The 26,466-nt window shown below is 59.1% G+C and carries 31 protein-coding genes and 1 pseudogene; 12 read left to right on the forward strand and 20 right to left on the reverse strand.

Annotation, left to right across the window (positions count from 1 at the left end):
• Positions 1 to 47: 47 nt before the first annotated feature.
• The 8 genes from OVA00_RS13680 to OVA00_RS13715 all read right to left on the reverse strand — a co-directional run bounded on the left by OVA00_RS13680 (position 48) and on the right by OVA00_RS13715 (position 7,326).
• A complete protein-coding gene (locus tag OVA00_RS13680) occupies positions 48 to 503 on the reverse strand; it encodes a cytochrome c-type biogenesis protein (RefSeq protein ID WP_034789377.1) in 456 nt (151 codons plus the stop codon).
• Entirely contained in the window at positions 500 to 2,488 is a 1,989-nt protein-coding gene (locus tag OVA00_RS13685) for a heme lyase CcmF/NrfE family subunit (protein ID WP_112770397.1), read from the reverse strand. The genes OVA00_RS13680 and OVA00_RS13685 overlap by 4 nt, the downstream gene beginning before the upstream one ends.
• On the reverse strand, positions 2,485 to 2,937 hold the full coding sequence (gene ccmE / locus OVA00_RS13690; protein WP_034789366.1) for a cytochrome c maturation protein CcmE: 453 nt from the start codon (positions 2,935 to 2,937) through the stop codon (positions 2,485 to 2,487). The genes OVA00_RS13685 and ccmE overlap by 4 nt, the downstream gene beginning before the upstream one ends.
• On the reverse strand, positions 2,934 to 4,076 hold the full coding sequence (gene ccmI, locus OVA00_RS13695) for a c-type cytochrome biogenesis protein CcmI (RefSeq protein WP_060516206.1): 1,143 nt from the start codon (positions 4,074 to 4,076) through the stop codon (positions 2,934 to 2,936). The genes ccmE and ccmI overlap by 4 nt, the downstream gene beginning before the upstream one ends.
• Before the next feature lie 130 nt (positions 4,077 to 4,206).
• Positions 4,207 to 4,647 carry a membrane protein gene (locus OVA00_RS13700; RefSeq protein WP_034789364.1) on the reverse strand — a complete coding sequence of 147 codons (441 nt, stop codon included), beginning with the start codon at positions 4,645 to 4,647 and terminating at the stop codon, positions 4,207 to 4,209.
• A 237-nt stretch (positions 4,648 to 4,884) separates the two neighbouring features.
• The gene (locus OVA00_RS13705; RefSeq protein WP_034789363.1) at positions 4,885 to 6,270 is read right to left on the reverse strand and encodes an ATP-binding protein; all 1,386 of its coding nucleotides are present in this window, start codon (positions 6,268 to 6,270) and stop codon (positions 4,885 to 4,887) included.
• A complete protein-coding gene (feuP, locus tag OVA00_RS13710) occupies positions 6,260 to 6,931 on the reverse strand; it encodes a two-component system response regulator FeuP (protein ID WP_034789361.1) in 672 nt (223 codons plus the stop codon). Before feuP ends, OVA00_RS13705 begins: the two co-directional genes overlap by 11 nt.
• 140 nt (positions 6,932 to 7,071) lie before the next feature.
• Positions 7,072 to 7,326: a hypothetical protein gene (locus tag OVA00_RS13715; protein WP_034789359.1), complete on the reverse strand. Its 255-nt coding sequence runs from the start codon at positions 7,324 to 7,326 to the stop codon at positions 7,072 to 7,074.
• Positions 7,327 to 8,133: 807 nt separating this feature from the next.
• On the opposite strand from OVA00_RS13715, the gene OVA00_RS13720 reads away from it, so the two are divergent.
• The gene (locus OVA00_RS13720) at positions 8,134 to 8,274 is read left to right on the forward strand and encodes a hypothetical protein (RefSeq protein ID WP_164475066.1); all 141 of its coding nucleotides are present in this window, start codon (positions 8,134 to 8,136) and stop codon (positions 8,272 to 8,274) included.
• Between the two features lie 308 nt (positions 8,275 to 8,582).
• Positions 8,583 to 8,921: an MmcQ/YjbR family DNA-binding protein gene (locus tag OVA00_RS13725; protein ID WP_034789357.1), complete on the forward strand. Its 339-nt coding sequence runs from the start codon at positions 8,583 to 8,585 to the stop codon at positions 8,919 to 8,921.
• 56 nt (positions 8,922 to 8,977) lie between these two features.
• Here OVA00_RS13725 and OVA00_RS13730 read toward each other — a convergent pair whose 3' ends face one another.
• On the reverse strand, positions 8,978 to 9,445 hold the full coding sequence (locus OVA00_RS13730) for a YcgN family cysteine cluster protein (protein ID WP_268090331.1): 468 nt from the start codon (positions 9,443 to 9,445) through the stop codon (positions 8,978 to 8,980).
• Between the two features lie 152 nt (positions 9,446 to 9,597).
• Between OVA00_RS13730 and OVA00_RS13735 the strand changes: the two genes are divergently transcribed.
• The 3 genes from OVA00_RS13735 to OVA00_RS13745 all read left to right on the forward strand — a co-directional run bounded on the left by OVA00_RS13735 (position 9,598) and on the right by OVA00_RS13745 (position 13,096).
• Positions 9,598 to 11,814: a transglycosylase domain-containing protein gene (locus tag OVA00_RS13735; RefSeq protein ID WP_060516207.1), complete on the forward strand. Its 2,217-nt coding sequence runs from the start codon at positions 9,598 to 9,600 to the stop codon at positions 11,812 to 11,814.
• Positions 11,815 to 11,970: 156 nt separating this feature from the next.
• Positions 11,971 to 12,558: a DUF1214 domain-containing protein gene (locus OVA00_RS13740; RefSeq protein ID WP_060604076.1), complete on the forward strand. Its 588-nt coding sequence runs from the start codon at positions 11,971 to 11,973 to the stop codon at positions 12,556 to 12,558.
• The gene (locus OVA00_RS13745; protein ID WP_060516209.1) at positions 12,551 to 13,096 is read left to right on the forward strand and encodes a DUF1254 domain-containing protein; all 546 of its coding nucleotides are present in this window, start codon (positions 12,551 to 12,553) and stop codon (positions 13,094 to 13,096) included. Before OVA00_RS13740 ends, OVA00_RS13745 begins: the two co-directional genes overlap by 8 nt.
• Before the next feature lie 182 nt (positions 13,097 to 13,278).
• Here the strand turns inward: OVA00_RS13745 and OVA00_RS13750 are convergent, their stop codons facing one another.
• The 3 genes from OVA00_RS13750 to OVA00_RS13760 all read right to left on the reverse strand — a co-directional run bounded on the left by OVA00_RS13750 (position 13,279) and on the right by OVA00_RS13760 (position 14,912).
• Positions 13,279 to 13,449 (reverse strand): hypothetical protein, encoded by a 171-nt coding sequence (locus OVA00_RS13750; protein WP_268089138.1) that lies wholly within the window; start codon positions 13,447 to 13,449, stop codon positions 13,279 to 13,281.
• A gap of 323 nt (positions 13,450 to 13,772) precedes the next feature.
• Positions 13,773 to 14,054 (reverse strand): hypothetical protein, encoded by a 282-nt coding sequence (locus OVA00_RS13755; RefSeq protein ID WP_060516210.1) that lies wholly within the window; start codon positions 14,052 to 14,054, stop codon positions 13,773 to 13,775.
• 156 nt (positions 14,055 to 14,210) lie between these two features.
• Positions 14,211 to 14,912, reverse strand: coding sequence for an SH3 domain-containing protein (locus tag OVA00_RS13760; RefSeq protein ID WP_082566256.1), 702 nt, complete (start codon positions 14,910 to 14,912; stop codon positions 14,211 to 14,213).
• Between the two features lie 319 nt (positions 14,913 to 15,231).
• Here OVA00_RS13760 and OVA00_RS13765 point away from each other — a divergent pair, with 319 nt between their 5' ends.
• The 3 genes and pseudogenes from OVA00_RS13765 to istB all read left to right on the forward strand — a co-directional run bounded on the left by OVA00_RS13765 (position 15,232) and on the right by istB (position 18,272).
• Positions 15,232 to 15,879 (forward strand): recombinase family protein, encoded by a 648-nt coding sequence (locus OVA00_RS13765; protein ID WP_268089140.1) that lies wholly within the window; start codon positions 15,232 to 15,234, stop codon positions 15,877 to 15,879.
• Positions 15,880 to 15,952: 73 nt separating this feature from the next.
• A pseudogene (istA, locus tag OVA00_RS13770) lies at positions 15,953 to 17,487 on the forward strand (IS21 family transposase).
• Positions 17,484 to 18,272 (forward strand): IS21-like element helper ATPase IstB, encoded by a 789-nt coding sequence (istB, locus tag OVA00_RS13775; RefSeq protein ID WP_326494134.1) that lies wholly within the window; start codon positions 17,484 to 17,486, stop codon positions 18,270 to 18,272. Before istA ends, istB begins: the two are co-directional and overlap by 4 nt.
• A 286-nt stretch (positions 18,273 to 18,558) precedes the next feature.
• Here the strand turns inward: istB and OVA00_RS13780 are convergent, their stop codons facing one another.
• Both OVA00_RS13780 and OVA00_RS13785 read right to left on the reverse strand, forming a co-directional pair.
• Positions 18,559 to 19,992, reverse strand: a complete 1,434-nt coding sequence (locus OVA00_RS13780; protein ID WP_268089141.1) for a terminase large subunit domain-containing protein — start codon at positions 19,990 to 19,992, stop codon at positions 18,559 to 18,561.
• Between the two features lie 110 nt (positions 19,993 to 20,102).
• Entirely contained in the window at positions 20,103 to 20,498 is a 396-nt protein-coding gene (locus OVA00_RS13785) for a hypothetical protein (RefSeq protein ID WP_268089143.1), read from the reverse strand.
• Between the two features lie 81 nt (positions 20,499 to 20,579).
• Between OVA00_RS13785 and OVA00_RS13790 the strand changes: the two genes are divergently transcribed.
• Both OVA00_RS13790 and OVA00_RS13795 read left to right on the forward strand, forming a co-directional pair.
• Positions 20,580 to 20,846, forward strand: coding sequence for a hypothetical protein (locus tag OVA00_RS13790; protein ID WP_268089144.1), 267 nt, complete (start codon positions 20,580 to 20,582; stop codon positions 20,844 to 20,846).
• A complete protein-coding gene (locus OVA00_RS13795; protein ID WP_268089145.1) occupies positions 20,846 to 21,241 on the forward strand; it encodes a DUF5681 domain-containing protein in 396 nt (131 codons plus the stop codon). Before OVA00_RS13790 ends, OVA00_RS13795 begins: the two co-directional genes overlap by 1 nt.
• 30 nt (positions 21,242 to 21,271) lie before the next feature.
• On the opposite strand, the gene OVA00_RS13800 is transcribed toward OVA00_RS13795, so the two are convergent.
• The 3 genes from OVA00_RS13800 to OVA00_RS13810 are packed head-to-tail and all read right to left on the reverse strand — an operon-like array spanning position 21,272 to position 22,172.
• On the reverse strand, positions 21,272 to 21,688 hold the full coding sequence (locus tag OVA00_RS13800; RefSeq protein WP_268089146.1) for a hypothetical protein: 417 nt from the start codon (positions 21,686 to 21,688) through the stop codon (positions 21,272 to 21,274).
• Entirely contained in the window at positions 21,685 to 21,864 is a 180-nt protein-coding gene (locus tag OVA00_RS13805) for a hypothetical protein (protein ID WP_268089147.1), read from the reverse strand. The genes OVA00_RS13800 and OVA00_RS13805 overlap by 4 nt, the downstream gene beginning before the upstream one ends.
• Positions 21,861 to 22,172 carry a hypothetical protein gene (locus tag OVA00_RS13810; protein ID WP_268089148.1) on the reverse strand — a complete coding sequence of 104 codons (312 nt, stop codon included), beginning with the start codon at positions 22,170 to 22,172 and terminating at the stop codon, positions 21,861 to 21,863. Before OVA00_RS13810 ends, OVA00_RS13805 begins: the two co-directional genes overlap by 4 nt.
• 461 nt (positions 22,173 to 22,633) lie before the next feature.
• Between OVA00_RS13810 and OVA00_RS13815 the strand changes: the two genes are divergently transcribed.
• The gene (locus OVA00_RS13815; RefSeq protein ID WP_268089149.1) at positions 22,634 to 22,873 is read left to right on the forward strand and encodes a hypothetical protein; all 240 of its coding nucleotides are present in this window, start codon (positions 22,634 to 22,636) and stop codon (positions 22,871 to 22,873) included.
• A gap of 76 nt (positions 22,874 to 22,949) precedes the next feature.
• Positions 22,950 to 23,381, forward strand: coding sequence for a hypothetical protein (locus OVA00_RS13820; protein WP_268089150.1), 432 nt, complete (start codon positions 22,950 to 22,952; stop codon positions 23,379 to 23,381).
• 46 nt (positions 23,382 to 23,427) lie between these two features.
• Here the strand turns inward: OVA00_RS13820 and OVA00_RS13825 are convergent, their stop codons facing one another.
• From OVA00_RS13825 to OVA00_RS13835, 3 genes are all read right to left on the reverse strand, one after another.
• Positions 23,428 to 24,117: a hypothetical protein gene (locus tag OVA00_RS13825; protein ID WP_268089151.1), complete on the reverse strand. Its 690-nt coding sequence runs from the start codon at positions 24,115 to 24,117 to the stop codon at positions 23,428 to 23,430.
• 650 nt (positions 24,118 to 24,767) lie between these two features.
• A complete protein-coding gene (locus OVA00_RS13830; protein WP_268089152.1) occupies positions 24,768 to 25,151 on the reverse strand; it encodes a hypothetical protein in 384 nt (127 codons plus the stop codon).
• A 98-nt stretch (positions 25,152 to 25,249) separates the two neighbouring features.
• The gene (locus OVA00_RS13835; RefSeq protein WP_268089153.1) at positions 25,250 to 26,290 is read right to left on the reverse strand and encodes a hypothetical protein; all 1,041 of its coding nucleotides are present in this window, start codon (positions 26,288 to 26,290) and stop codon (positions 25,250 to 25,252) included.
• Positions 26,291 to 26,466 lie beyond the last annotated feature (176 nt).

Consider the following 26,466-nt stretch of genomic DNA (forward strand, 5'->3'; position numbering starts at 1 on the left):
TTAGTGCTGAAGCCGATCCAACGAATGCGCGTTCGGCGAGCGCTGCATTAAGGCTGAAGCAGCTTCTTCAGCTTTTCCTTCTCGTCCTCGGAAAGCGGCGTCCCCTTTGGCTGGGCGCCGCGACGGCGAGAGGCGATGACGAGGGTAATCGCCCCGACGAGAAGCAGGGTCGCCGGCATGCCCCAGAGGATCAGGGTCTTCGTCTCGAAGCGCGGCTTCAGCAGTACGAATTCGCCATAGCGGGACACGACGTAATCGATGACGGCCTTGTCGCTGTCGCCGTTCGCCAGCCGCTCGCGTACAAGCACGCGCAGGTCCTTGGCAAGCTCGGCGTTGGAATCGTCGATCGACTGGTTCTGGCAGACCATGCAGCGCAGCTCCGCCGAGATCGCCCGCGCCCGCGCTTCGAGCGCGGGATCGGCAAGCACTTCATCCGGGTTGACGGCAAAGGCCGAGCCGACAGGCGCGAGCAACAGCAGGAGTGCCAGGAGCAGACGGTTCATTCCGCAGCCCCCACCGGCACCGCCTTCGGTCGCTTGGCCTTGGCCGGCGCGCCGACGCGCAGGCGACGGTCGCTCAAGGAGACGAAACCACCCGCCATCATGAACAGGGTACCGCCCCAGATGCACAGGATCATCGGCTTCCACCAGATGCGCACGACGATGCCGCCTTCGCTGATCTGATCGCCGAGCGAGACGTAGAGTTGGCTCAAGCCGAAGGTGCGAATGCCCGCCTCGGTCGTCGGCATGCGGCGCGCCTGGTAGAGACGCTTCGAAGACCAGACGTCGTCAATAGCAACGCCACCGCGGCTGATGGTGAAGTGGCCGGACTCCTCGGAATAGTTCGGGCCACTGCCATTGCGCATGCCGTCGAAGCGCAGGGTGTAGCCACCGGCATCCACCGTCATGCCGGGCTTCATCTCGACCACGGTTTCGGTCTCGAAGGCCGTGACGGCGACGATGCCGATCAGGGTGACGCCGAGGCCGATATGCGCAAGCGCCGTGCCGAAAGCCGAACGCGGCAGGCCGGAGAAGCGCCGCCAGACGACGTTGCCTGCGACCTTGCCGAGGCCGGAGCGCAGCGCCAGGTCCGTCAACGAACCGACAATCACGTAGACGCCAAGGGCAATGCCGAAGAGCGCCAGAACCGGGCCGCCATTCATGAAGTAATAGTAGGTGACGCCGAAGAGCAGGCCGATGGCAACCGCTGCGAAGAGCCGCTGCGAAACGCCAGCAAGGTCGCCGCGCTTCCAGGCAAGCAGCGGGCCGAAAGGCACCGCAAAGAGCAGCGGCAGCATCAACAGGCCGAAGGTCATGTTGAAGAAGGGCGGCCCGACGGAGATCTTGTCGCCGGTCAGCGCTTCGAGCACCAGCGGATAGAGCGTGCCGGTCAGGACCGTCGCGGTCGCCGTCGTCAGGATGAGATTGTTGAAGACCAGCGCACCCTCACGCGAGATCGGCGCGAAGATGCCGCCGGCTTTCAGGTGCGAGGCGCGCAGGGCGAAGAGCGTGAACGCACCGCCGATGAAGAAGACGAGAATGGCGAGGATGAAGATGCCGCGCGTCGGGTCGGTGGCGAAGGCGTGGACCGAGGTCAGGACACCCGAACGCACGAGGAAGGTGCCGAGCAGCGACAGCGAGAAGGTCATGATCGCAAGCAGCACGGTCCAGATCTTCAGCGCCTCGCGCTTTTCCATGACGAGCGCCGAATGCAAAAGCGCCGTCCCCGCAAGCCACGGCATGAAGGAGGCGTTTTCGACCGGATCCCAGAACCACCAGCCACCCCAGCCGAGCTCGTAATAGGCCCAGTACGAACCCATTGAGATACCGGCGGTGAGGAAGGTCCAGGCAGCAAGCGTCCAGGGACGGACCCAGCGAGCCCAGGCGGCGTCGATGCGGCCCTCGATCAAGGCCGCGATGGCAAAGGAGAAGCAGACCGAAAAACCGACATAGCCGAGGTAGAGCAGTGGCGGATGAATGGCGAGGCCGACGTCCTGAAGGATCGGGTTCAGGTCCTTGCCCTCGCCCGGCGCGGGCATCAGCCGAGCGAACGGATTGGACGTCAGCAGGATGAAGAGCGCGAAGGCCATCGCGATCCAGGCCTGGACGGCAAGCACGTTTGCCTTCAACGTCTCCGGCAGGTTGCGCCCAAAGGCGGCAACCAGCGCCGAAAAGAACGTCAGGATCAACAGCCACAGCAGCATCGAGCCTTCATGGTTCCCCCAGACGCCCGAGATCTTGTAGATCAGCGGCTTCAGCGAATGGGAGTTTTCCCAGACGTTGCGGACCGAGAAATCCGAGGTCACATAGGCGAAGGTGAGGACGGCAAAAGCGAAAGCGACGAGCAGAAAGCAGGCGACGGCGGCGCTGGATGCGAGTTCCATCAGGCCGCGATCGTTCAATCGTGCGCCAAGGATCGGTAAGGCGGCCTGAATGACCGCAGTCGCCAACGCCAGAACCAGAGCGTAGTGTCCGAGCTCGATGATCACTTGATGGTTTCCTTCCCGCTGAGCTCGACGCCCTGCGCCTTCAAACGGTCGGCGACATCCTTGGGCATATAGGTCTCGTCATGCTTGGCGAGAACGGAATCGGCCACGAAGACCGAGCTTCCGGCAACGAAGGTTCCCTCCGTCACCACACCCTGCCCTTCGCGGAACAGGTCAGGCAGGATGCCGGTATAGGTGACCGGCACACCGCTCAGCGTATCGGTGACGGTGAAGGTCACCGTCTTACCGTCACCGCGCTTGACGGAGCCGGTTTCGACGACACCGCCGAGGCGGATGCGGGTTCCCGGCGGTACGTTGGCCTTTTCGAGGTCGCTCGGCACATAGAAATAGGCGATCGCCTGGCTGAAGGCGAACATCACGAGGAAGGCTGCAAGCACCAGGAAGCCGACACCGCCGCCGATGATCGCCAGTCTTTTTTGTTTGCGCGTCATTGCGTTACTCCGTCGGTGGCAATCCCGAGCTCACGCGCCAGCGCCAGCAGCTGCTTGCCGCCGTCGCCATCGGCCGGGAAGGTTTTCAGGCCTTCCCTTAGCGCGGCCAGTGCCTTGTCTCGTTGATCAAGGACAACATGGGAGCGGATCAGACGCGCCCAGCCTTCGAGATTATCCGGATTTTCCTTCAGCCGGCTTTCGAGGCTGCCGACCATGCCCCGGATCATTTCCTGGCGATCGCCGGCGCTCATGCTTTCGGCGGCGGCCACGTCATCGGCGCTTGGATTGCCGGGCGCTGCAGCGCTGGTGGCGCCGGCGCCGCCCAGTTCTGCCACGTGCTGCTTGACGAGCGGCAGCCAGGGCGCGTCGGCGGGTGATGTCGCGACCAGTCGGTTGAAGGCAGTCAGCGCTTCCGCGCTCTTGCCTTCCTGCTTGAGGCCGAGGGCAAGATAGAATTCCGAGCGCGGATCATTGGGATCGAGCGTCAGCGCCTGCTTCAGCGCGTCCTGCGCCTTGCTCGTCACGACGCCGTCGGACTGCACGACCATCGCCTCGGCATAGCCGCCGAGACGTGCCGGCGTCGGGCCAAGCAGGCGGATCGCCCGGTCATAGGCATCGACCGCATCTTCGACACGGCCGTTGCGCATGTAGATCGGCGCAAGCAGGTCCCAGCCGGCGCCATCATTCGGGTTTACCGCCAGGTGGTTCTCGGCCTTGGCAATCAGGATGTTGATGTCGCCATTGGGATCGGCCAGGCGTGCGGCCAGCGGCTGCGCCGGCATTCCCGGGCTGCCCGTCAGCAAGTAAAGACAGAGGCCGACGGCCGGAAGACAGAGAAGCACGAAGGCCTGGGCCAGGCGGCTGACACCGCGGCGCGGCGCGGCAGCCGCAGTCGCCTCACTGTCGCTCTCGCCAGCAGCCAGCAGCCGGCGCGCAACTTCGGCGCGCGCAAGCTCGGCGTCGTCGCCGCCGATCAGGCCGCTATCCTGGTCCCGCTTCAACTCTTCGAGCTGGTCGCGATAGACCTCGACATCATGGCTGTGGGGAGACGACGGGGCTTCCCCCGCCCGCAGCAGCGGAAGGATGAGCACGACAGCGACAGCCGCCGTCAGAGTGGCGACGAGGATCCAGAACAACATGGAAGCTCAATACTATGGCCCCCATGCCATTCCAACTCGAAAACCCCTTATGACGGAGATTTGAGGCGTTTCGCCGCAACGGCGGCTCGATCCGCCTGAGCACATCCGGGAGAGCCCGGCCGGCTACGCCTTAGGTCAGCGGTGTCCAGCTGCCGTCCGGGTTGCGGCAGGCAGCACCCCGCGCCGTCTTCGGCTGTCCCTTGACGGTAACCGTGTGGCTATACTGGCGGCAGTTCTGCGACCCGACCTGATAGGGAGCGGCCGCAACGACCGAACCGTTGACGCCGCGCCCGTCCCAGGTCACCGGCTGCCCACCGGGGGCCGCTTCAAGTGCGCGGTACTCCGCTTCCAGAGCGCGCTGACGGTCGGACGTCCCGATGTCGAGATCGGTGAGACGCGCGATCACCCCACCCTGGAGTGCCGCGATGTAATTGGTCGAGGTCGCACCACGCGTTGCCGTCGAGCCGAGGCCGGCGGCCGCGCCCTTGCTGCCCGTCGTGCCGCATCCGGCAAGCGCGACGGCCGAGGCGATCACAACGATCCTGCCGCCGACGACAATAGCCCGTGTCATTTCTGCCTGGTTCCTCATGATCCGCGACACTCAATCATCCTATCCGAAGCCGCATTCTTAAGCTCGTTCCATTCGAGCACGATGACGACTAGTCCTTGATTTTCTTTTGGCATTCCCCGCGTGCCGAGGCAACGGCGAGCCCTGCGGGTGTGACATTTTCAAGCACGGGTGTGACCCCTAAATCACGATGGATTCGCAAGCGAGCGACGCCGGACCCGCGCATTTCCTCATCACCCTCTAAACGGCCGCCGGCAAAACCAGTTCCGCACGCAACCCTCCCTCGTCCCGTCGTGACAGGGTGATGGTGCCCTGATACTCCCGGACGATCTCGCTGACGATCGAAAGACCGAGCCCGGTTCCGGGCTTGCTTTCGTCGAGCCGCTTGCCGCGCTTCATCGCCACTGCGATCTGGTCGGGATTGAGCCCCGGCCCGTCGTCGTCGATGTCGAGAACGATCCACTGCCGGCCGGGCTCCTTGGCATGAACCTCGCTCGGTGCCGGCCTGACATTCAGCCACACCTCGCCACGGGCGTGGCGGGCGGCATTTTCGAGCAGGTTGCCAACGGTCTCCTCGACGTCCTGCAGCTCCATGGCAAGAACCAGTCCCGGCGGGTTGATCGACAGATGGACCTGCTTTTCCGGATTGAGCTTGCGCATGACGCGCACGAGGCGTTCGAGCGCCGGCTGCGCTTCGGTCCGCGCCAGCACGGACTCGCGCTGCGCCGCAATCCGGGCGCGGCTCAGATAGGATTGAACCTGGGTCTGCATTGCATCGACCTGAGTGCGCACCAACTCGCCATGCGATGCCTCGAGCACCCGGGCCTCGTTGAGCAGGACCGCGATCGGTGTCTTCAGCGAATGGGCAAGATTGCCGACCTGCATGCGGGCGCGCTCGACGATGCGGCGGTTGCTGTCGATCAGGGCATTGACCTCGTTGGCGAGCGGCTGGATCTCACGCGGGAAAGCGCCGTCCAACCGTTCGCTTTCGCCGGCGCGGATCTTCTCCATCGAGCGCCGGACCTCATCGAGCGGCCTCAGGCCGAAGAGAATGGTGAGCGCGTTGACCCCGAGCCCTCCCAGACCGAAGATGGAGAGCGCGATCGTCAGGTTGCGGGTGAAGCGGTTGATATCGGCCTCGAGCACGTCGCGGTTGCCCGCCACGCGAAAGCGCGCCGTATGGCCCTGGATGTCGAGAACGACCTCGGTCTCGGAGACCTCGACCTCGTTCCCGAAGGGATCCTTGGTGGTGTAGAAGCGAACATAGCCGGTATCGAACGGCACCTCGTCGACGCTGGCGATCGGTAGCTTGCCGTTGCCGAGCGAGGTCGAGATCAGGGGCGGCGTATCGAACTCGCCGATCGGATCGACGATCCAGTACCAACCGGTCTGCGGCTGCGAAAACCGGAGGTCGCCAAGCTGCGGACTGCCCGACAGCACCGTCCTCTCGTTGACGGAGATCGAGTTGACGACGTTGAAGAGCTGGGCGCGCAGCAGGTCTTTGAAACCGCGCTCGGAGCCCTGGCGATAAAGCTCGGAAATCACCACGCCGATCACGACGAGAGCCACCACCGCCCAGACGGTGGAGACCACCAGAACGCGTGCGGTGAGCGATCTAATTGCCATTGCCCGGCGCTTGCATTCGGTATCCGAGACCGCGCACCGTTTCGATCAGATCGTTGCCGATCTTCTTGCGCAGCCGGCCGATGAACACTTCGATCGTATTGGAATCGCGATCGAAATCCTGATCGTACATATGCTCGACCAATTCTGTGCGCGAAACGACCTGGCCCATGTGGTGCATGAGATAGGAGAGCAGCCGGAACTCGTGCGACGTCAGCTTCAATGCGACGCCATCGACCGTTGCCTTGGAACCCTTGGTGTCGAGGCGGACCGGGCCGCAGACGATCTCCGAGCTCGCATGGCCGGCGGCGCGCCGGATCAGGGCGCGGATGCGGGCAAGAACTTCTTCGACGTGGAAGGGCTTGGCAACATAGTCGTCGGCGCCGGCATCGATGCCAGCCACCTTGTCGCTCCAGCGATCACGCGCCGTCAGGATCAGGACCGGCATGGTCTTGCCGTCGCCGCGCCATTTCTCAAGCACGGTGATGCCGTCCATTTCCGGCAGGCCGATATCGAGGATCACGGCATCATAGGGCTCGGCGTCGCCGAGATAGTGCCCCTCCTCGCCATCATAGGCCTGGTCAACGACGTAGCCGGCCTCCTTCAGCACCTCGGCGAGCTGCCGGTTCAGGTTGGCGTCGTCCTCGACAATCAGAATGCGCATCCGTCTTTACTTCCTCTCGCGGCCATCCTGCTGCATGCTTCGCCAAATCTGGCTGATTTAAGGATAAGAACATGCAGCCATTCAAAGTGCTACAGCGACCTTCGTACGCCAGATACGGCACGCGGCGCTGCAGGGATAGCCTACATCGGCACCTTGACGGTGACCTTCTTCGGCCTACCGCCATTGCCAGGAACAAGCACGGTGATCACGCACTGGCCATCGGACGTCGGCTGTGCCGACAGCAACTCGCCACCAGTGTCGGCAACGACCTGCGCTGCAGCCGCGCTGCAATCGCCGGACACACGAACGACAATATCCGACGGCACGCTGATCGCAGGCGGGCTGAAGCCGGCGAGGCCTGCAGCAAGCGCGGCTATGATCACTGGTGAAGACATGAACGCACTTTCGACTTGGGAAGCATCATGGCAGAAGCAATAACCGAACGAGGCTGAATGGCAAATGAATGTCGGCCATTTGGACCGGCAGGCACTACCGGGAAACGCATTACCTTCCCCGAATTCCGACCTTAGATTGCGGCGATTCTTCCCTGGTGGAAACCCGCATTGCTCATTCTCTTGCCAAGCCATAGCCGCTTCCTGCGACAGTTTTAGCGACGCAATCACGCGAGGAACACGGCCCGAAACCCAAGGCGGCCCGACGACGCCGGACAACGGTCAGCTTTCGTTAAGCATGTTTCGTTAGCATCTCTTCGCCGGCATGCGCTAACGCGAAAGAGCCCGTTCCCGATCAAGCGCGGCATGGCTGCGCACGCATTTTCTCGATTCTTTTGAATCCTTTGGCGGCTGTCGCTCGCAGCGTGAATCAAACATCTCAGAAACTGATTCAGGTCCGTCGGCGCCGCTCCCGAACAAGGCTCAGCCATCGTGTCCTTCGAACCAGTCGACGCAATCCGTCATGGCGGCACCGATCACGCCGCAGCACCGTTCTCTCTTAATAGAGAGCCGCGAAACGGCTGGCCCTTTGCCGCAATCTATGCGCGCAAATTACTTCAAAAGTAGCTGCAACTTAAACCTGTTGACGTCCGGACGCGATGCGTGCTGTGTATAAACGAAAAATTAATCGATTTAAAGATTTTTCAATCGTTTAAATGATTTAAGCCACTGATTTACAAAGCCTTTGCGATGTGAAATTGTCCGCCACACCTTACATCATGAAACCGTCACAGAACCCGGGAGGATCGCATGCAGACGCTCGCAAACAACCAGCCCGCATCTCAGCAGTCCAAAGTACCGCAATCGTTGCTCGACCGTTTCGAGAGCGAATGGCGTGAGATGCGCGCCGCGAGCGAGGCAACGCCGAAGCCGGTCGCACCGGCCGAATGAGGCCCGCCAGAGTGGCGCGCCTAGGCGTCACCGGCCCTTCATATCCATAGACTGTCGTCGGACAGCGCCTGTTTAAGGCGTTTTTCGACATTCCGTAGCGAACCGGCGGTGAGCCTACCACCGCCGGTCGCGGCGTTTCCGGCCCTATGCCGCAGGTGATCGACCACTGACCGCAAAAGCCATAAAGGCAGCCCGATCAGGCTCCGCCAGCGCCCTTCTCGAGCCCGCGCTTCAAGGACACCCCTTGCAATTTTTGTAGTGATTTTCAGCCTTTTTGCCATTCGGCAAAAGCATGTTAATCTTTCTTCATGCTGACGGAAGAGATCGAAAGACTCGCGCTGAGCCTGCCTGGAACGGAGGAAAATGCGCATTTCGGAACGCGAGATTTCCGCGTTGGGAAGCGTATTTTCATGAGCCTGCCGGAAGCCGGGCGCGCCGTTTTCAAGTTCACACCGGATCAGCAGCGCATGCTTCTGGAGATGGAACCCGGCGTCTGCGCCGCGGTGCCCGGCGGCTGGGGCGACCGTGGCTGGACCTCGCTCTATTTCGTCCAGGCCGACGAGGATCTCGTGCGGCAGTCGATGGAGACGGCGTGGCGCAACGTTGCGCCGAAGAGCCTCGTCAAGAAGAACGGCGGCAGCCATTAGAGGCGTCGCGGGCGACACACTGCCAAAACGATTCCGCCGCCTCGACTAACCCCTTGTCACTCCACGTTTTCCTGCCCCACTTCCAGCGGCCAGGTGACGAGATAATCCTCATAGTCGTCGACGTCGATGCCGTCTTCCGCAACGGTGCGGCCACGGACGGAAATGCCGGCGGCGTGAACCGTTTCCGGATCGGCCGAAATCAACGGATGCCACCAGTAGAGATCGCGCCCTTCAGCCACCAGCCGGTAGCCGCAGGTCGGCGGCAGCCAGGCGATCTCGCGCACGGCCTTCGGCGTCAGCTGGATGCAGTCGGGCACCGTCGCCTGGCGGTTGGGATAGTCCTTGCAGCGACAGCTCTCGCCATCGAGAAGCGTGCAGCGGATCGAGGTCCAGGCGATCTCGCCGGTGTCCCAATCCTCGAGCTTGTTGAGACAACAGAGGCCGCAGCCGTCACAGAGGCTTTCCCACTCGGTATCGGTCATGTCTTCAAGGCTTTTCGCCTTCCAGAAAGGCATTTCGCCCATCGTCATCACACTTTCGTCAAATCGCTCGCGATACAGAAATTTCGCAGAAAATTGCCGGTTTTTTAAGGCCGGCGGCGCGATATGCAAGTAGATTGGAATTTGACGCCGTGCAAATATTACATGGCGCCGGCATGATGCCGTAGAGCCTTCAGGTGGTTGAGACCGTGCGGGAACCGAGGAAAGACGATAATCGGCCGAAGAAACGGCACATCTTTCTCAGGATCGACTCCTGGATCGATTCCTCAGTCTGGAATGCCGGTTTCAAGCTGGGGCAATGGTGGGAAGACACTACCATCTTCTTCCGCCGCTTCCGCGTGACGGGCTGGAAAAAAGCCGTCTTCGAGGTGCTCGGCGAAGGCATGAACTGGGGCACTGTCGGTTCGGTGCTGATGCTGGCGCTCGCCCTTCCGGCCTTCGAAGAAACCAAGGGCAACTGGCGTGCCCAGAGCGATTTCGCCGTCACCTTCCTCGATCGTTACGGCAACGAGATCGGCCATCGTGGCATCATCCACGAAGATTCCGTACCGATCGACGAGCTGCCCGATCATCTGATCAAGGCGGTGCTGGCGACCGAAGACCGGCGCTTCTTCGACCATTGGGGCATCGACTTCCTCGGCCTTGCCCGCGCCATGACCGAAAATGCACGCGCCGGTGGCGTCGTCCAGGGCGGTTCGACACTGACGCAGCAGCTCGCCAAGAACCTCTTTCTGTCGAACGAGCGGACGATCGAGCGCAAGATCAAGGAAGCTTTCCTCGCCGTCTGGCTCGAATGCAACCTGTCGAAGAAGGAAATCCTCCGGCTCTATCTCGACCGCGCCTATATGGGCGGCGGCACCTTCGGTGCGGCAGCCGCGGCGCAGTTCTATTTCGGCAAGTCGATCACCGACGTGAGCCTTGCCGAGTCCGCGATGCTTGCCGGCCTCTTCAAGGCGCCAGCCCGCTACGCCCCGCACGTCAACCTGCCGGCCGCACGCGGACGCGCCAACGAGGTTCTGACCAACCTCGTCCAGGGCGGCCTGATGACCGAAGGCCAGGTGATCGCCGCACGCCTCAACCCGGCGACGGTCATCGACCGCGCCCAGGTGAAGGCGCCCGACTTCTTCCTCGACTGGGCTTTCGACGAAGTCCAGCGCATCGCCCGCCCCTTCGCGCAGCATTCGCTGATCGTGCGCACCACGATCGATATGGGCCTGCAGAATGCCGCTGAAGATTCAGTGGAATCGAGCCTGCGCCAATATGGCGAGAGCTTCCGCGTGAAGCAGGGTGCGCTGGTGATGGTCGAAAACGGCGGCGCCGTGCGGGCCATGGTCGGCGGCCGCGATTATGGCGAGAGCCAGTTCAACCGTGCGACACGAGCCCTGCGTCAACCGGGCTCTTCCTTCAAGGTCTATACCTACGCGGCAGCGATGGAAAAGGGCATGACGCCGGAAACGGTTGTCGTCGACGCGCCGATCACCTGGCGCGGATGGTCGCCGCAGAATTATGGCCGCAGCTATGCCGGCCGCATCACCATCCTGACGGCCATAGCCAAGTCGATCAACACCATTCCCGTGCGCCTCGCCAAGGACAAGCTCGGCACTGACCTGATCGCCCAGACGGCCAAGGACATGGGCATCGAGACGCCGATCCGCACGGACAAGACCATGCCGCTCGGCACCTCGGAAGTAACCGTGCTCGACCAGGCGACGGCGTACGCGGTCTTCCCGGCCGGTGGCATGCAGTCACGCCGGCACGGGATCAGCCAGGTCCTCAACTATGACGGCGACATTCTCTACGATTTCGGACGCGACGAGCCGCCGGCCCGGCGCATCCTCTCCGAAACCGCCAATACGTCGATGAACTCCATGCTGACGCAGATCCCGGTCATCGGTACGGCGCGCAAGGCTGCGCTCGACAACGGCATCGTCGTCGGCGGCAAAACCGGCACAACACAGGCCTATCGCGACGCCTGGTTCGTGGGCTTCACCGGCGACTATACGACCGCGGTCTGGTTCGGCAACGACGACTACACCTCGACCAACAACATGACCGGCGGCTCGTTGCCGGCGATGACCTTCAAGCGGCTGATGGACTACGCCGAACAGGGCATCGAACACCGGACGATCCCGGGGATCACCGCGCCGACGGCGCCGGCAAAGCAGCCGCCGCAGGTGGCAACCGCGAAGCCGGATGAAAACGCGTTGCCGCCGCTGGTGCGGCCGCGCTCGCTTTCGACCGATGTCACCCGGCTGCTGCGCAGCATCGGCGAGACCTTCGAAAAGGCCCCCGCACTGAAGGCGCCCGAGAAGGCCGGCGGCAAGCTTGCCTCTCTCGGCGCGGATGAGGAACCACGGTCCGCACAGGCGAAGCCCGATGCCGCCAGCAACTGACGTTTCGGGCATGTCCACTCTTCTTCCGCTTCGCGGTTGCGGTGTCGGGTTCGGGACCGGCGACGCGGTCGCCGTTGCGCCGGGCGCGGATTTCGGCGACATAGGGTGTCAACGCGGCGGTGCTGAGCCGCAGGACCATATCCGGTAGAGTCGCCCTTGTTTCGAATCCCCTTCCTCGTCGCGCTTACCCTTGCCATCGCCTTCGGCGGCGGCATCGCCTCGGCGGTATGGGCGTTGAAAGCGACCGTCGGCTTCGGCTCGATCGCGATCGGCCCCTGGGTCGCCTTTCCCGAGGCGCAGACGGCCAATGCCGACCCCTATGCCAAGGCACATCGGGCGCGCGCCGGCGAACTGCTCTATGGCGGCGCTGAAGGGCTGATGTTCAGTGCCCAGGTCGATAGCAAGGGCGAGAAGCTTCAGGCGGCCTGCTCCTATGATGTTGCGGGGCTGACGCCGCAGGCCCGCTTCTGGACGCTTTACGCCGCAAATGCCGAAGGCCTGCCACTGAGGCCCGGTTCCGACCTCCCCTCGGCGCTCAATTCCTGGAGCGTTCTGCGCGGCGAAAACAGCAACTTCAGCATCCATGTGTCGCCGAATGCGAGGCCCGACAACTGGCTTGCCGTGCGCCACTCGGGCACGTTCCGGCTGGTGCTGACGCTGCTCGATACGCCGACGGCCGGCTCGTCCGGCCTGATCGATCTCGCCATGCCGGTAATCACCAAGACGGGTTGCGGCGATGCGTAGCGTGCTCTTCGCCACAGTTCTCGGCCTGGTCGGCGCCGCCCTGCTGCACATCATCATCGTGCTGGCGCTGCCGCAGTTCACCGGCCGCGATGCCTATACCCGCATCCTCGGGCTTTTGGAGATGGACAGTTTCTTTGCGCTGACCAGCACACCAGGGCCGACCGGCCTTGCCAATGACGATCCTTATCTGAGAACCGCGGTCTGCAGCTTCTCGATCTCGGATGGGCCGGCGCGTTTCCTCGCCAGCGGCAACGTGCCTTTCTGGTCGCTCGCCGTCTTCGACGGCAATTCGAACGAGGTCTTCAGCATGAACGACCACACGGCGGTCAACGGCAAGCTGGACCTTGTCGTCGCAACGCCAATCCAGTTGGTCGAGTTGCGAAAATCTCCGCCACAGGCGCTTGCACAATCGATCATGGTCGAGATGAAGGAACAGGATGGCTTTGCCGTGCTGAGAGCGATGGCGCCGGTCGACAGCTTCGAAGAGCAGGTCCGGAACTTCCTTGCGGAATCGACCTGCGAACCGTTCCGTCGCTAGAGCATCCGCTGTGGTCGTCGAGCAACAGGGGCAAGCTAAGAAAATCCACGCCGAGATGCGCGGCGATGATTCGATGCCGCGTCAGGCGCAGCAGTGCATGGGGGATGAGCCCGCAGAACCGGGCAAGGACAGTGTCTTGAACGCGACCGTTTGTGTCGCCTAATACGCAGGAGTGCCGCGGCTCACTGCTTCTTGATGCGGCGTCCGTCCGGCGCTGTCGGCTGCGGGTCGCAATCGAGGCGCTCGTAGCGGATGCCGGTGAACAGCAGCACTTTCGCTCCACCCGAAATGGCCGGAGGCCGGTGCGGAGGTATACGAACCTTGCGGTCCTGAATTCTGATAACGTCTGCCATGCTCGTCTCCACAAAGTCTTGAGACGGATGAACTACCGTACAGATTTCACCCTGCCCTTCTCGGGCCAGCGCATTTTCCCAGATCTTTCCTGGACAGGCGCGCCTTTCTCGTTTGCTCCTTCTTCCGGTCGCCCGGATGTTGCTGTTCTGGTTCACGACGCGACCCGATGATACCGGGTCCACTTCGATTGAGCCACAGGTTGGTTAACAGATTACTAATAAACGATCTGCAACCCCAACCTGCGTTCAGTATGTCTGTCGAACGGTCCCGGCGATGTATCCAAGGTAACAACGGCAATCCGGGCGAAGACCCGCCTCACCCGCTAGCGCCGGGACATCAAACCGAACAGGAAGGACACGCCCGCAACGGCAACCAGGGTCGACAGAGGCTCTTCGCGCACACGCTCGCGCACGCGCTCAGCCAGAAGATCCGCCTCGCCCTGCACAACCGCTTTCGTGCTCGTTCCGATCGCCGTGACCGCTTCCGTCAGGCGGGCGATTTCCGCGCGCAGCTCGGCGATCTGTGCGTCAACCTCGGCGCGGGCGTCCGATTCGGCTTCACTCACGGCAACTTTTTCCACCGCTTGCAGTTTCTTTTCGACCATTACAACGCTCCCTTGTCTGCGCGGGCTCAACGCGCCGGCTGGCGTTTGGTTCCGCCAAAAACCGTTGAAAGCAGGTTCGCGAAACGCAAAACGGGCGACCAGGGCCGCCCGTTTTTTTTCCCATCAGACAAGGCGCGCCGACGCGCCGTGTGCGGATCAGTTCTCGCAGTAGGGATCGTCGATCTGGCAGCGAACCATCGGAGCCGGACGGGCGCGCTCATAGACGGTGCCGTCGTCCTGCCGCACGCGCACGCCGTCGTCGCGGCGTTCCCAATCACGCCGATCCTCGCGTTCCGTGCGCTGACGGCGCCATTCGTCGTCGCGCCACTTGTCCTCGTCGCGCTGTCGGCGCTCCCAGTCGCGCTGATTGCTGCGCCGCTCACGCTCCCAGTCACGGCGCTCGCGCTCGCGCTGCCGCTCCCAATCGCGGCGATCACGCCGGTCATCGACCCAATCCGGTCCGCGGCGCCAGCGATCGCGTTCACGATAGAAATCGCGGCCGCGGTAGTTGCGGTCCCAATAGTTGTCGAACTGGAAGACAACCGTCGGAATGCCGAGCGGGCGATAATAACGCGGTTCGACATAGACGCGGTTGCGTCGATAGTCGGCCTGGACATAACGGCCGGCAACCCAGCCACGGCCGCCGTAGAACGACACGTCGCACCACGGCAGATCCGCAAGGCAGCCATGGATTTCGACTGATTCGCCCACCGGGATCATCGACACCGCCGGGTAGCGCGTGCTCGGACCGGAGCGCATGTTGACGTTGGCGGTAGCAAAACCCTCGGCAGCCTGCGCAATCGCCGGAGCCACAAGGAGCGCGCAGACCGCCGCTGCGCGCAGAATAAATTTCTTCACAGTTCCATATCTCCCATGGAGAGGCCCCTCTTCACACGGCCCCAAACGTCGGCGGGCGTCCGGGCCCTTCACCGTCGCCGCGATAACTCATGACAGCATGTGGATTTTTTATGGCTACGGCCGCGGATGTCCCCGAGATTTGCGGTGCCGGCGCGGCGATCCGTAGGCGCTCCGCCCGCCCTCGGTGTGCCGCAAGCCTGAATAAAGCTCCAACATCCATAGTTAACAGTACGCTAAAGTTGCGGCACGTATTACATACACACCCAGCGCTAACGCTTTCCTAAGTCCATGCGCTTAGTGATTTTGCTGGGGTTTCAATATGTTGCAGAACGCAAGTGAGCCGATGATCAAGGCATATTCCTACATACGAATGAGTACCGAACGACAGTTGTCGGGCGATAGTCTCCGTCGTCAGTTGGAACTGTCTCGCAAGTATGCAGCGGACAACAATCTGCTGCTCGATGAATCCCTTAAAGACATCGGCGTATCCGCTTACTCAGGCGCAAACGTCGAAGTCGGCGCACTCGGCAAATTCCTCGAAATGGTCAGAGATGGCCGGATCGAAGCAGGTAGTTACCTGATCGTTGAAAGCCTCGACCGACTAAGCCGTAAACGCGTACTCGACGCATTGCCGCCGTTCATCGATCTGCTCAAGGCGGGTATCATCGTCGTGACGCTCGCCGACAACCAAGTTTACTCGATTGAATCGGTTGGCGATAACTGGACTCAACTGATTATGAGCCTGTCGATCATGGCTCGTGCGCATGAAGAATCGCAGCGCAAATCAGATCGAATCAAAGCAGCGATCAAGGCCAAGCGAGAAGCCGCGCTTAACGGTGATGGCCGGTACAACTTCAATCTGCCGAAATGGATTGATGCTCAAAAGACCGGCGATGGCATCCGGTATGTTCTGAATGACCACCAACATGTTGGTTTCCGCGCGGAACTGAGCCGGTTAGGCGCATAATTTCCATTGAGAATTGAGCCATGTGAACCTTCCCCTCAACGCGGTGAGCGACGGGGGCAACGGAGTGATCCACATGGGACTTTTAAACATCATCCGTCGGATGGCACTGCGCGAGAAGCTGTCGGTTCGCGAGATCAGCCGACGAACCGGATTGTCGCGCAACACGATCGCGAAGTACTTGAGCGCTGGCACGATCGAACCGAAGTTCGCGATACCAGAGCGACCAAGCAAGCTCGATCCTTTTGCCGATAAACTGGCCGGCTGGCTGAAGACCGAGGCCGGGAAGTCGCGCAAGCAGCGTCGAACGTTGAAGCAGGTTCACGCCGATCTGGTGGCTCTTGGCTTTGCCGGCTCTTATGGCCGGGTGGCCGCTTTCGCCCGTGATTGGCGGGCTGATCGGCAGCGTGAGCAGCAGACGACGGGCCGCGGCATATTCGTTCCGCTGTCTTTCCGCCCAGGTGAGGCATTCCAGTTCGATTGGAGCGAGGACTATGCCGTCATAGGCGGAGAGCGCGTGAAGCTTCAGGTCGCGCACATCAAGCTGTCGCACAGCCGTGCTTTTCTGCTCAGAGCCTACTTACTGCAGACGCATGAGATGCTGTTCGATGCCCACTGGCACGGCTTCCGGGTGTTCGGCGGCGTGCCTGGTCGCGGCATCTATGACAACATGAAGACGGCGGTCGATCGCGTGGGACGGGGCAAGGAGCGGCAGGTCAACATCCGCTTCCTGGCGATGACGAACCACTACGTCTTCGAACCCGAGTTCTGCAATCCGGCGGCAGGCTGGGAGAAGGGTCAGGTCGAGAAGAACGTCCAGGATGCCCGTCCACGGCTGTGGCAACAGATGCCGGACTTCCCAGATTTGGCGGCATTGAATGCCTGGCTGGAACAGCATTGCCAGAACCTGTGGCGGGAGACATCGCACGGCACCTTGCCTGGCACGATCGCCGACATTTGGGTCGCAGAGCAGGCCGCGTTGATGGCGTTGCCTAGCGCTTTTGACGGCTTCGTCGAGCAAAGCAAACGCGTCTCACCGACATGCCTCATTACCTTCGAACGGAACCGCTACAGTGTGCCTGCATCCTTTGCGAACCGGCCCGTCAGCCTGCGGATTTACCCTGAGCGGCTGGTCGTTGCGGTACCGAGGGCAATATCCTATGCGAACATGCGCGGGTCATTGAGCGCAGCCACGACAAACCGCCGCGAACGATTTACGACTGGCGGCATTACCTTGCGGTCATCCAGCGCAAGCCCGGTGCCTTGCGCAATGGTGCGCCCTTCCTGGAATTGCCGTTGGCCTTTCGGCAATTCCAGGACCAGATGCTTCGCCGCCCTGGCGGTGACCGTGAGATGGTCGATATCCTCGCGCTTGTGCTTCATCACGACGAACAGGTCGTCGTCAGGGCTGTGGAACTGGCTCTGGATGCGGGCGTGGCGACCAAGACGCACGTGCTGAATCTTCTGCACCGGCTGATCGACGGCAAGACGACCGACGGCCCGGACATCGATACGCCACAGGCGCTGACCTTGCTGCGTGAACCCAAGGCCAATGTCGAACGCTACGACGGCTTGCGCGTCCGGATCGTAGGAGGTCGCCATGCGTCATGATCCTGCCAGCGCGGTACGTCGTCATCATGCTGCGCAGCCTGAAGATGTATGGCATGGCCCAGGCCGTCACGGACCTGATCGAGCAAGGGGCTCCGGCCTTCGACGCGGCCGTGCCGGTCCTGTCCCAGTTGCTGAAAGCCGAAATGGCCGAGCGCGAGGTTCGATCCATCGCCTATCACATGAAGGCTGCCCGCTTCCCGGCCTACAAGGACCTCTCCGGCTTCGACTTCGCCGCCAGCGAGATCAACGAAGCGACCGTGCGCCAGTTGCACCGATGCGAGTTCATGGACGGAGCGCAGAATATCGTGCTCGTCGGCGGGCCGGGCACAGGCAAAACACATGTCGCGACAGCACTCGGCATTCAGGCGATCGAGCATCATCGCCGAAAGGTCCGCTTCTTCTCGACCATCGAATTGGTCAACGCGCTCGAGCAGGAAAAGGCCAAGGGCAAGGCGGGCCAGATCGCAGAGACGTTGGTCAGGCTCGACGTGCTGATCCTGGACGAGTTGGGATACCTGCCGTTCAGCGCCTCCGGCGGCGCATTACTCTTCCACCTGCTGAGCAAGCTCTACGAGCGGACCAGCGTGGTGATCACCACCAACCTCAGCTTCAGCGAATGGGCCACGGTCTTCGGCGACGCCAAGATGACGACCGCTCTCCTCGATCGTCTGACCCATCGTTGTCACATCCTGGAAACCGGCAACGACAGCTTCCGCTTCAAAGCCAGCTCGGCCGCTGCGGCCCAGAAGAGAGGAGAAAAAGCCAATCCCTTGACCAAACCCTGATCAGAAAACCATACTCAGAGGTGGCTCACTTCTCGGTGGAAAAACCGGCTCAGTTCCGCGCGGAAACCAACATTTTAGTGCTTCTTCCTGCTTGTTTGCGATGTGAGTTGCAGATACGCCAACGGCCTCTTGCACTGCGTTTGCGATGCCGTTGACTAGCGCGTCCTCATCAACTCTCTTGATCTTGGTGATTTTCGCCATTGGGCCTTTCGCGGCGGTTGGTTCCGCCGTTCTCATTTTTATTATTGTTGCTCGTATTTACTGCGAGAACGCGTTTCCGGCGCGATTACTCGTACTGCGACAAGTTCTGCGGAGAACTCATGAAGCGATCCAAGTTGAATTGGCTTGCGTATCGCGTTGGCGAGATCGCAAACGTCAGGCAAAGCGCGTCTGCGAAGTCTGGCGAGTTGCCTTTCAACCGCTTGCGAATGCTGTCTTTCTTCTCGACCTTGATCTTGCCGTTATCGCTGTCATAGGTCGGCGTAACGAGTTCTTTGATCAGATCATCGTTGTTCGGGATGCTGAGACCGCCGTTGAGGAACCATTCTCGGCATTCCCACCAGATTTGATCGCGCAAGCGGCTGTAGAACTCGGGCTTACGCGTCGGTGAGTTCTGCACCATGATCTTGCGCGCAGGCAGACCCATGTAATGCAGGTTGACGTATGCGCCATTGCCGACGCCGTTAGCGTCTACGCAGATCGCCTTGGGGCGCAGTTTCGGAGGTGTTGCCTCGTACTCGTCGCGGACCTTCATCGCCAATTGCATGAGGTCCGTACCGTTCCATTTGCAGATGCCGATAATCTTGTTGTCGTGACGCTTCACGAGAACGCTACGGTCGCCGCCATCGGCAGGATCGAGACCCCAAATCACCGGATATGTCGGAGCCGGAACAGCGTCGGGATTGTCTACGGCTTCCTCTACTGCCCAACGCGGGATTAGGCCGTCCGTGTCGTTGTCGGGGAACTCGCCCTCGACCATGATCCGGTATAGGCGACTATCTTTGCCGCCATAGTCGATTGCTGCATCTTCTAGGTCTTGCGCCGTGATGTGCGGCGCATCGGTCATGCGACCGTGAACGTGGGTCCACAGTTTCGCGATTGTGCCGTTCCATGTTTCCCAAAAATAGCCGCTCGTAGTCGATGGGTTGGAGATCAGGCAGAGTTTAGCGTTCGGGTCGCGAATGATGTTGATGAGCGCTTCGTTGTAGATGAAGTCGGGAACACCAGTCGCCTCGTCAACGAAAATGAAGTTGTTCTTCTGGTGGAGACCACGCGCCGCCGCAACGTTGTCGGGACTGGCCAACGCGTAAGAGGCCATGCAACTCGCATGGTTGTGGTTGCGGCGAATTTTCTCGTTGTTGACGGTGAACCAGCCCTGAAAAGTTTCATCCATCCGACCGTAGAGGATTTGCAGTTCCTTCCAGATACCGCGTTCCAACTGGCCTTGGTTTGGTCCGTAAATTGTCACCTGCACATCATCGTGCGTGAACAACGACCACCAGACGAGGATTGCTAGTGCGTGCGTCTTACCGAAGCCAACTCCACCCTTGAAGGTAACGCGCTTATTGGCTTGAAATGCCCTGACAAACTCAATCTGCTTTTCCCTAAGCGTCGATCCAAATACGGTAAGTGCAAATAACGGAATGTCGTGGTGAAATTCATTGAGAAGCGCGATGATAGTGTCTTCTTCTTGCTTCTTCTCCTGCTTTGAAATGCTCATGCGTAAACAACCGGCTGTTAAATCCGGTGTATTTACCTGTTAGCCTTATTTTGCATGCTCAAACAGAAAAAGCCCCGTTTCCGGGGCTTTCCAATGCAATTTCCTGCTGCTTACTTCGATTTCTGGCGCGGTCCAGAACGTGCGGCGCGTTGCGCTTCCAGTTTGGCAACGAACCCCTTGTCGTTGACGAGTTCCTTACCGCCTTCGAGCAGGTCCAGCGCTTCCTTGAGGTCATCGACAAAGAAGAACTTCTTGTCGTCAACGACTTCGACAGCGGGGAAGCCGAAACTCACGCTGTAGCGGCCCTCTGCTTCCGGCTTCACCCAATGACCACGGTTCCACTTGACCGCGCCCGGCTTCTTAATCGCCGCATTTACAGTGTCGATCTGCCTTTCCAGCGCGGCAAGATAGGAATCTTGAACCGACTTGTTGCGAGCAACCGATTTAGTCGGACGGCTGGCCTTACCGATTTTAGAAAGGCGCGTGAGGAAGGGAGAAGTAACCATTGGTTCGTTCCTTATTGGGTTTGAGCATGCTTTTTGGCGGTTACACTTAAATACGGGGTAAACACCAATAGGACGACATCAATGAGAGTTCAATACGAAATCGCTAACGGACACAAACGCGGCGAAGATGGCTTGCTTGAGTTCATCAAGAGAAATCCCGGCATGACGAAGGATACCGCAATATCCTCGTGGATTGACAACAAGTTCGGAACATTCATCCGTGACAGCATTAGCGATGACTTCATAATCCCACTGACGAGCGAATCCGGTTTTGTCGTGGATTTTACATACGAGAGCGATGCCGACGACTTCATCAAACGCGCTGGCGGTCACAAGTTGGAGGAGTAATGGCGAAACGCCCAATGACAGAAAAACAACTGCAAAATCTCAAGAAGAACCACTTCCCGAAAGGCAAATCGGGCAATCCTAAAGGCAGAACCCCAACGCCGGAAGAACTGAAGATTTCGGCTGCGGAGATGTCGCCCGATGCGCTGAAAGAAGTACAGAGGCTTGCGAAGACCAGCAAGAATGACATGGTTCGCCTGAAGGCCAACGAATTGATCCTCAGTTACAACCTGTCTAAGGCCGCACAGAAGGTCGACGTATCCGGCGAGGTCCAACATACGTTTGGAAGCGATCTGCTGGCGAAGGCCGCGAAGGCCCGCGAAATCATCGAGGGGCACGTGATCGAAGTGAAACCGCTACCTCCGCCAGATAAAGACAAAGACGATAAGGACGAATGAGAGAAGCCCCGTTTCCGGGGCTTTTCCATGTCATTGCGATAGTTTCCAGGTCATGAGATATCGGCCTAGCGCGTCCCTGCCATCGATGCGGTCAATGACATACCAGTGCTCCCACTCTTCGTAGGTCTCCACGCGGCCACCCGATATGTGGTGAAACTCGTGCATCTCCTGTTTGAGCCGGAACACCACTCGGAATGTCTGCTCGCGGTCGCGAAGTTCCATACACTCGCCAACGCTATGGTAGCAGTATTCAAGTTGCCAATGCGTGTCCGGGCACATCATCGCATAATACGTATCGTGAGCCGGATAGTTGAGAAGGTTTGGATTCATCTTTTTGAGGATGACCTGTTCAAACCCCGCTCCCTGCGCATAGAAGTCACCCGCGACCTCTCCCAGCAAACAGCCATCGAAAAGTATGTCTTCGAGATCGGAGGTAGAGAGGGTCATTGCTGACCCTCCTTAGTTTTCCCTTGCTTGGCTGGCTTGGATACGAACGCATCCCATGACATCGTGTATTTGACACGCGGCCCAGTGGTCCGAACCTTCTTCGTGTCGAACACATAAGGATTGTCGAAGGCATCGCGCGAGACGATGTAGCGGGTCCGCTTACGGATGCTGGTCATGCTGCACCTCCTACGAAGGCTGCAAACTCGGCAAGCAAATGCTCCGGGCCGTAAGCGCCACTCTCGATATCATTAATGCGTCGAGCGAACGGCGATGTACGCGGAGCACGAGCCTGGGCGGGGACGAATGCAACGGAACGGAGGTCATGCGGGATGACCGCACGGAAGAGATCGCCGTTTCGGGTATCCACGAGAAGCGGCGAATAGAACTTGGTCTGCCCGTAGGGAAGCCAGTGCGCTTGGAAGCCGCCGCAAGCGGATACGTGAACTGCCACGCAAGTTGGCGACGGCTGAAATTGATTGCTCATTTTTTACTTCTTTCTAATGGACGAGCGCGCGCAACTCCTCGCGCCGAATCTTGCACTCGTCGGGATTTTGAAAATGGGATTCGATCTGCGGACCGGCCTAGCGGGTCCGTCACTGAAAGCAGCGATGTTGGGGTTCGATCTGGAACCTACCTTACGGGACCGAGACTCGATTTGTCGAAATTAAAAATCGCCAAGTCGAAAAAAGTTTTAAATCAAATCCGAATGATCTTTTTCGGCTCTGGTTAAGGTTAAGCGACTATCCGCGAAAAAACATATTGCCATCCCGAAATAAGACGGGTTAGAAGGAGCCCACACCGAGCCGATTACTTGCTCCGTGATCTTAGTCGAGCGCGACGGGACGCTCTTAGAGGTTCGACTCCTCTATCGACTACCAATTCGCAATAGCGCTGAATTGCACCCGAGGCGATGCCGGGGTGAACGATCACTTATGGAGTAAGACTATGGAATCCACCGCAAACGAAATCCTCGACACCCTTCGCAAGTATGTCCGCGCAACGGAAGCCCTTGAGATTCTCGGAATCGAATTCGCCGATCATATCAAGGACCTCACCGACAGCGCTCCGATCGACGTTGCGGACATCACCAATGCTTGCGAGGAATACAACGAGCGGAGTGAAGAACTCAGCAACGAGGTTAGCGAGACATGGGAAACGCTCTCGCAGTGGGCCATTCATAACTAATTTCTGAAATTTTAAGGGAACGCGACTAACCGGGACCGGAGAAATTCGGTCCCGCTTTTGGGGTATGGAGAAACGAATGGTACCGGCAGAACGAGTTATTGAACTACGGGATAGGACACGTGAATGGGCTGAGCGGCTACGCACCAGCATCGTGGATCGTGAGGAGAACTGGATTCGGATTGGCGTTAAAGGCGTCATTTGCGACATCGGAATTGGCCAAACGTTCAAGCCGAGTGAACCGGTCTTTATGGATCGGTTTGATGATTTCTTCGCGCAGCACGAAGCGTTTTTCATCGTCAACGACAAGCAGGCCAAGGCCGATGAAATCTTCGCGGGTGCAGACGAAGCGATGAGCATCCAGAGTATTGTCGAGATTGGACGTATCGGCGGCATGATCCGGCTTACGCTTATCGGTCTGAAGGATGCGAAGAAGGCTATGGAGTATCGGCTCGGACCGGCTGGAACCTATGTTGCACTCTTTGACCCGGAAACGATTGGCAATCGGTAAGTCCCCAACCGCTGAGGCCCCCAGGGAACTGGTGAGTTGAGGGCTGTTAGCCCTCAACCGTGATCTTGATAGCAGAAGGATCGACCCCGAACGTCAGAGCAAGACGGCGCTTGGCTTCGGGGATCGTGAGGCTTTCGTCCACAGTTGCGGACGGAATAGGAGCCGTGGGTGCCGGGCCGTCTGCTTCCACCAAATCCTCATCATCGACGTCATCGTTGGTGGTAGGGAAAAGCGGAATGCGATCAACAGGGGGAAAATCCAAACCGATCCCTGCGGCTATGAGTGAAATCGGATCGGTCGCCTCCTTGTTGTAGAGCGAAATCCAGTTGCCGTGCGAGATGTTCACGTTCGGATTGGCCTTGATGCGGGCCTTGTAGTTCTTGTTCAGACGAGCCTTAACTTCCTGAGCGGGAAACTCGTGAACAATACCGATCTTTTCCTTACCCTCTTCCCGCGTGTTTAGCGCGACCACGATCACGCGCTCAACGTCAACGTCTTCCATCCCCATCCAAGTACCCGTGTCGGGATCGCGGGGGAATGCGAACCACTGGTCCTGGGACGTGCGGATCGCGACGTTGAATTCGTTCTTACCCTTCTTGACGCGGCGCAGGCTCTTCTTCCCCGCGCGAGGGACACGCGACACTTCGTATCCCTGCTTCTCAAGATATTCGATGCCGATTTCGAGCAACCGCTTGGAGAAAAGCACCTTCTCAGGCGTCCCATAAATGTTCGTCATTTCGTTCTCATATGGTTTAAAGTGAACGCCATTATGCTCACACGAAATCCGGACGAACTCAACGGAAATTTCAGACAAATCATAATTTAGGATTCTGTTCTAAGTTTCTCCCGAAACAAACGATCGACAAATGCAGGACAAATAGATTTCGCGGGAGAAACGCAAACTTGTTCCAATTTTCTCGCGGACATATCAAATCTGCGGACACATGTTATTAAGATTTTTAAGAGCCCATAGGGGGTGGTGCGCGTGCGGCACCCTCAGAAGCGTCAAGGACGAGCGGCAGGGTTTCCCTGCTGCATTGCGTGTCCCTAGTCTTCGAACGCGGCGGAAGAGCCTCCGTGCTTCTTGCGTAACCCGAATTGATTACGCAACTAACCCCTCGATAGGGGTTGCGGTTAGTTAACGTTTTTGTAACGATACAACCGTGATGGCGCACCAAACACGCAGAACATCTGTGGTTGTGGTCGCATTGCGTGCCATCACATGAATGTTGGCAACGTATTGCGTTTTATGGTTTGACGACCTTCCACGGATGAAGCCCTGCTTTCCCTGCGGGGTTTCATTCGTTTTAGCCAGGCCAAAGGCTAGAAAGCCCTAGCCGTTTCCGACTAGGGCTGCATCAGTTCGCGCTAACTGATGTCCGCTGCTTACTTCTTCTTGCCCTTCGCACGGCCTGCCTTCAGCCGCTCCGAACGTTCCATGCTATGCAGGGCAATCGCATCCTGCAGTTTCTTGTCCTGCCCGATCGCTGCCTTTGCAGCCGTCAGCAGTTCGACCACGCCGTCCAGATCCGATGCACGGAACAGTTTGCTGCCGGCGATCTCAAAAGCGTTGCGGCCGATCCGAACCACGTAGCCAGCACCGTCCTTGCGGAACCACGTGCTGCGAGAGTTAACCGGCTTGCCTTCCTTGATCTGCTTGGCAAAAGCAATCTGCGTGTCGATCTTGCTGTAGAAGATGTCCAGCGGATTACGGCCACCAACGGTACCGGTCGTTGCACTTGCTTTGAGGAGTTCCAGTGCGTTCGTCATTTGCTAAGCCTTTGCACCAGCGCCCAATTGCGCTGTGCTGTCCGATCAATAGCCTTTGAGAAATCAGGGCAACCGAAGATAAATGCTCCTAAGCGGCTTTATCTCCCTAATGATGTCAGCATGGTATCGAGATTGTCAGCCAGCACTCCGGTAAAATCGTCAAGGTCGCGCTTCATTTCGAGCATTTTCACGAGGTCTGCGCCGCTTAAGCCTATAATCAGTTTGCCGTGCTCCCTAAGTGCTCCTTCCCTGGCATGCTTCGCTCCATCATCCTCCCCATTTCGAGCGATCATTATCGCGACCGTGCGGAGAGCATGTGTGAACAGATACTTTTCAGTCGAGTAAATCTGGTCCTGCCCAATCGCGTCTTTGTAGTTCTTGAACTCGAACACTATGTAACGAGATCTGAAATCAGAACGTAGATGAGCCCAAAAATTATCCGGCTCCGAAGGCTTTATGCTCGCTATCAAGTCAATAACATGGAAGCGATCGGCCACAGGATGTTGGTCGTGCAGTACTCCTAATTCGTCTCCGAAAAGTTCAGCGATTGCTTCGAAGCAGATTGCCTCGTAGGGAGGTCCTGAAGATTGCGGACAGGTATCGTGCCTACGAATGATGCTATTGATCCTCTCAGAACTGTCATCCAGAACGACCGGTTCCAGAGCGGTCAATTCTGTTCTCGGCTCAACTGCTTCTAAACTAGATACTCGCAATAATTCATTTAGTCGGTCAATTAGACGCAAGTTGCCCGAACTCAGTGATCTTAAATTTTCCGCAGTTATAATCTCGTACGGAACGGCGAAATCCGTACGGTAGCCGCCTCTTCCACTCGTTTCACTTACGATTAAGATCGCTTTTTGCTTTCCCGCTTCGTGAGCGACATTGGTTATTTTCTCAAGGATACGATTGATTACTCCGGGGCCGGGTCGGTGGGTGCGGTAAAATTTGATCTCTACGCCGACTTCGGCTCCGCTCGGGTCGACCCCTTCGAAATCGAAACCCTGCGCTGGGATAAACTTTGAGTCGCTGGCAGACATATCATGTAGCGGCCACTTCGACTTGTAGCCCGCCGACAAAAGGATTTGGATAGCGATATCCTCAAACTCATACGCGAACCCAATTACGCTTCTTATGTTCATCGGCCCTTCGCCCAATTTCAAAACTTGCAGAAAATCGCATCAAATGGTTTTCAAGCACATAAAGATTTTTAAGACCCCATAGGGGGTGGCGCATTTGCCTACCCTAGCCGTCGTAGCAGCCTCACCACCTGGCCAGCACCCCATAGTGACCCTCTGGGCGTCCGTATGCCGCGTTC

Source organism: Ensifer sp. SL37 (genome assembly GCF_026672675.1).
In the GTDB taxonomy this organism is placed as follows: Bacteria; Pseudomonadota; Alphaproteobacteria; order Rhizobiales; family Rhizobiaceae; genus Ensifer; species Ensifer adhaerens.

Coding starts and splice junctions, on each gene's coding strand:
- ccmE (WP_034789366.1), bottom strand. CDS start 2,937: ATGACGCGCAAACAAAAAAGACTGGCGATCATCGGCGGCGGTGTCGGC.
- ccmI (WP_060516206.1), bottom strand. CDS start 4,076: ATGTTGTTCTGGATCCTCGTCGCCACTCTGACGGCGGCTGTCGCTGTC.
- OVA00_RS13745 (WP_060516209.1), top strand. CDS start 12,551: ATGCGTAGCGTGCTCTTCGCCACAGTTCTCGGCCTGGTCGGCGCCGCC.
- OVA00_RS13750 (WP_268089138.1), bottom strand. CDS start 13,449: ATGGCAGACGTTATCAGAATTCAGGACCGCAAGGTTCGTATACCTCCG.
- OVA00_RS13805 (WP_268089147.1), bottom strand. CDS start 21,864: ATGACCAGCATCCGTAAGCGGACCCGCTACATCGTCTCGCGCGATGCC.
- OVA00_RS13810 (WP_268089148.1), bottom strand. CDS start 22,172: ATGAGCAATCAATTTCAGCCGTCGCCAACTTGCGTGGCAGTTCACGTA.
- OVA00_RS13830 (WP_268089152.1), bottom strand. CDS start 25,151: ATGACGAACGCACTGGAACTCCTCAAAGCAAGTGCAACGACCGGTACC.
- OVA00_RS13795 (WP_268089145.1), top strand. CDS start 20,846: ATGGCGAAACGCCCAATGACAGAAAAACAACTGCAAAATCTCAAGAAG.
- OVA00_RS13815 (WP_268089149.1), top strand. CDS start 22,634: ATGGAATCCACCGCAAACGAAATCCTCGACACCCTTCGCAAGTATGTC.
- OVA00_RS13790 (WP_268089144.1), top strand. CDS start 20,580: ATGAGAGTTCAATACGAAATCGCTAACGGACACAAACGCGGCGAAGAT.
- OVA00_RS13800 (WP_268089146.1), bottom strand. CDS start 21,688: ATGACCCTCTCTACCTCCGATCTCGAAGACATACTTTTCGATGGCTGT.
- OVA00_RS13785 (WP_268089143.1), bottom strand. CDS start 20,498: ATGGTTACTTCTCCCTTCCTCACGCGCCTTTCTAAAATCGGTAAGGCC.
- OVA00_RS13835 (WP_268089153.1), bottom strand. CDS start 26,290: ATGAACATAAGAAGCGTAATTGGGTTCGCGTATGAGTTTGAGGATATC.
- OVA00_RS13820 (WP_268089150.1), top strand. CDS start 22,950: ATGGTACCGGCAGAACGAGTTATTGAACTACGGGATAGGACACGTGAA.
- OVA00_RS13680 (WP_034789377.1), bottom strand. CDS start 503: ATGAACCGTCTGCTCCTGGCACTCCTGCTGTTGCTCGCGCCTGTCGGC.
- OVA00_RS13765 (WP_268089140.1), top strand. CDS start 15,232: ATGTTGCAGAACGCAAGTGAGCCGATGATCAAGGCATATTCCTACATA.
- feuP (WP_034789361.1), bottom strand. CDS start 6,931: ATGCGCATTCTGATTGTCGAGGACGACGCCAACCTGAACCGGCAGCTC.
- OVA00_RS13755 (WP_060516210.1), bottom strand. CDS start 14,054: ATGGTCGAAAAGAAACTGCAAGCGGTGGAAAAAGTTGCCGTGAGTGAA.
- OVA00_RS13825 (WP_268089151.1), bottom strand. CDS start 24,117: ATGACGAACATTTATGGGACGCCTGAGAAGGTGCTTTTCTCCAAGCGG.
- OVA00_RS13720 (WP_164475066.1), top strand. CDS start 8,134: ATGCAGACGCTCGCAAACAACCAGCCCGCATCTCAGCAGTCCAAAGTA.
- OVA00_RS13730 (WP_268090331.1), bottom strand. CDS start 9,445: ATGGGCGAAATGCCTTTCTGGAAGGCGAAAAGCCTTGAAGACATGACC.
- OVA00_RS13700 (WP_034789364.1), bottom strand. CDS start 4,647: ATGACACGGGCTATTGTCGTCGGCGGCAGGATCGTTGTGATCGCCTCG.
- OVA00_RS13715 (WP_034789359.1), bottom strand. CDS start 7,326: ATGTCTTCACCAGTGATCATAGCCGCGCTTGCTGCAGGCCTCGCCGGC.
- OVA00_RS13705 (WP_034789363.1), bottom strand. CDS start 6,270: ATGGCAATTAGATCGCTCACCGCACGCGTTCTGGTGGTCTCCACCGTC.
- istB (WP_326494134.1), top strand. CDS start 17,484: ATGATCCTGCCAGCGCGGTACGTCGTCATCATGCTGCGCAGCCTGAAG.
- OVA00_RS13725 (WP_034789357.1), top strand. CDS start 8,583: ATGCTGACGGAAGAGATCGAAAGACTCGCGCTGAGCCTGCCTGGAACG.
- OVA00_RS13780 (WP_268089141.1), bottom strand. CDS start 19,992: ATGAGCATTTCAAAGCAGGAGAAGAAGCAAGAAGAAGACACTATCATC.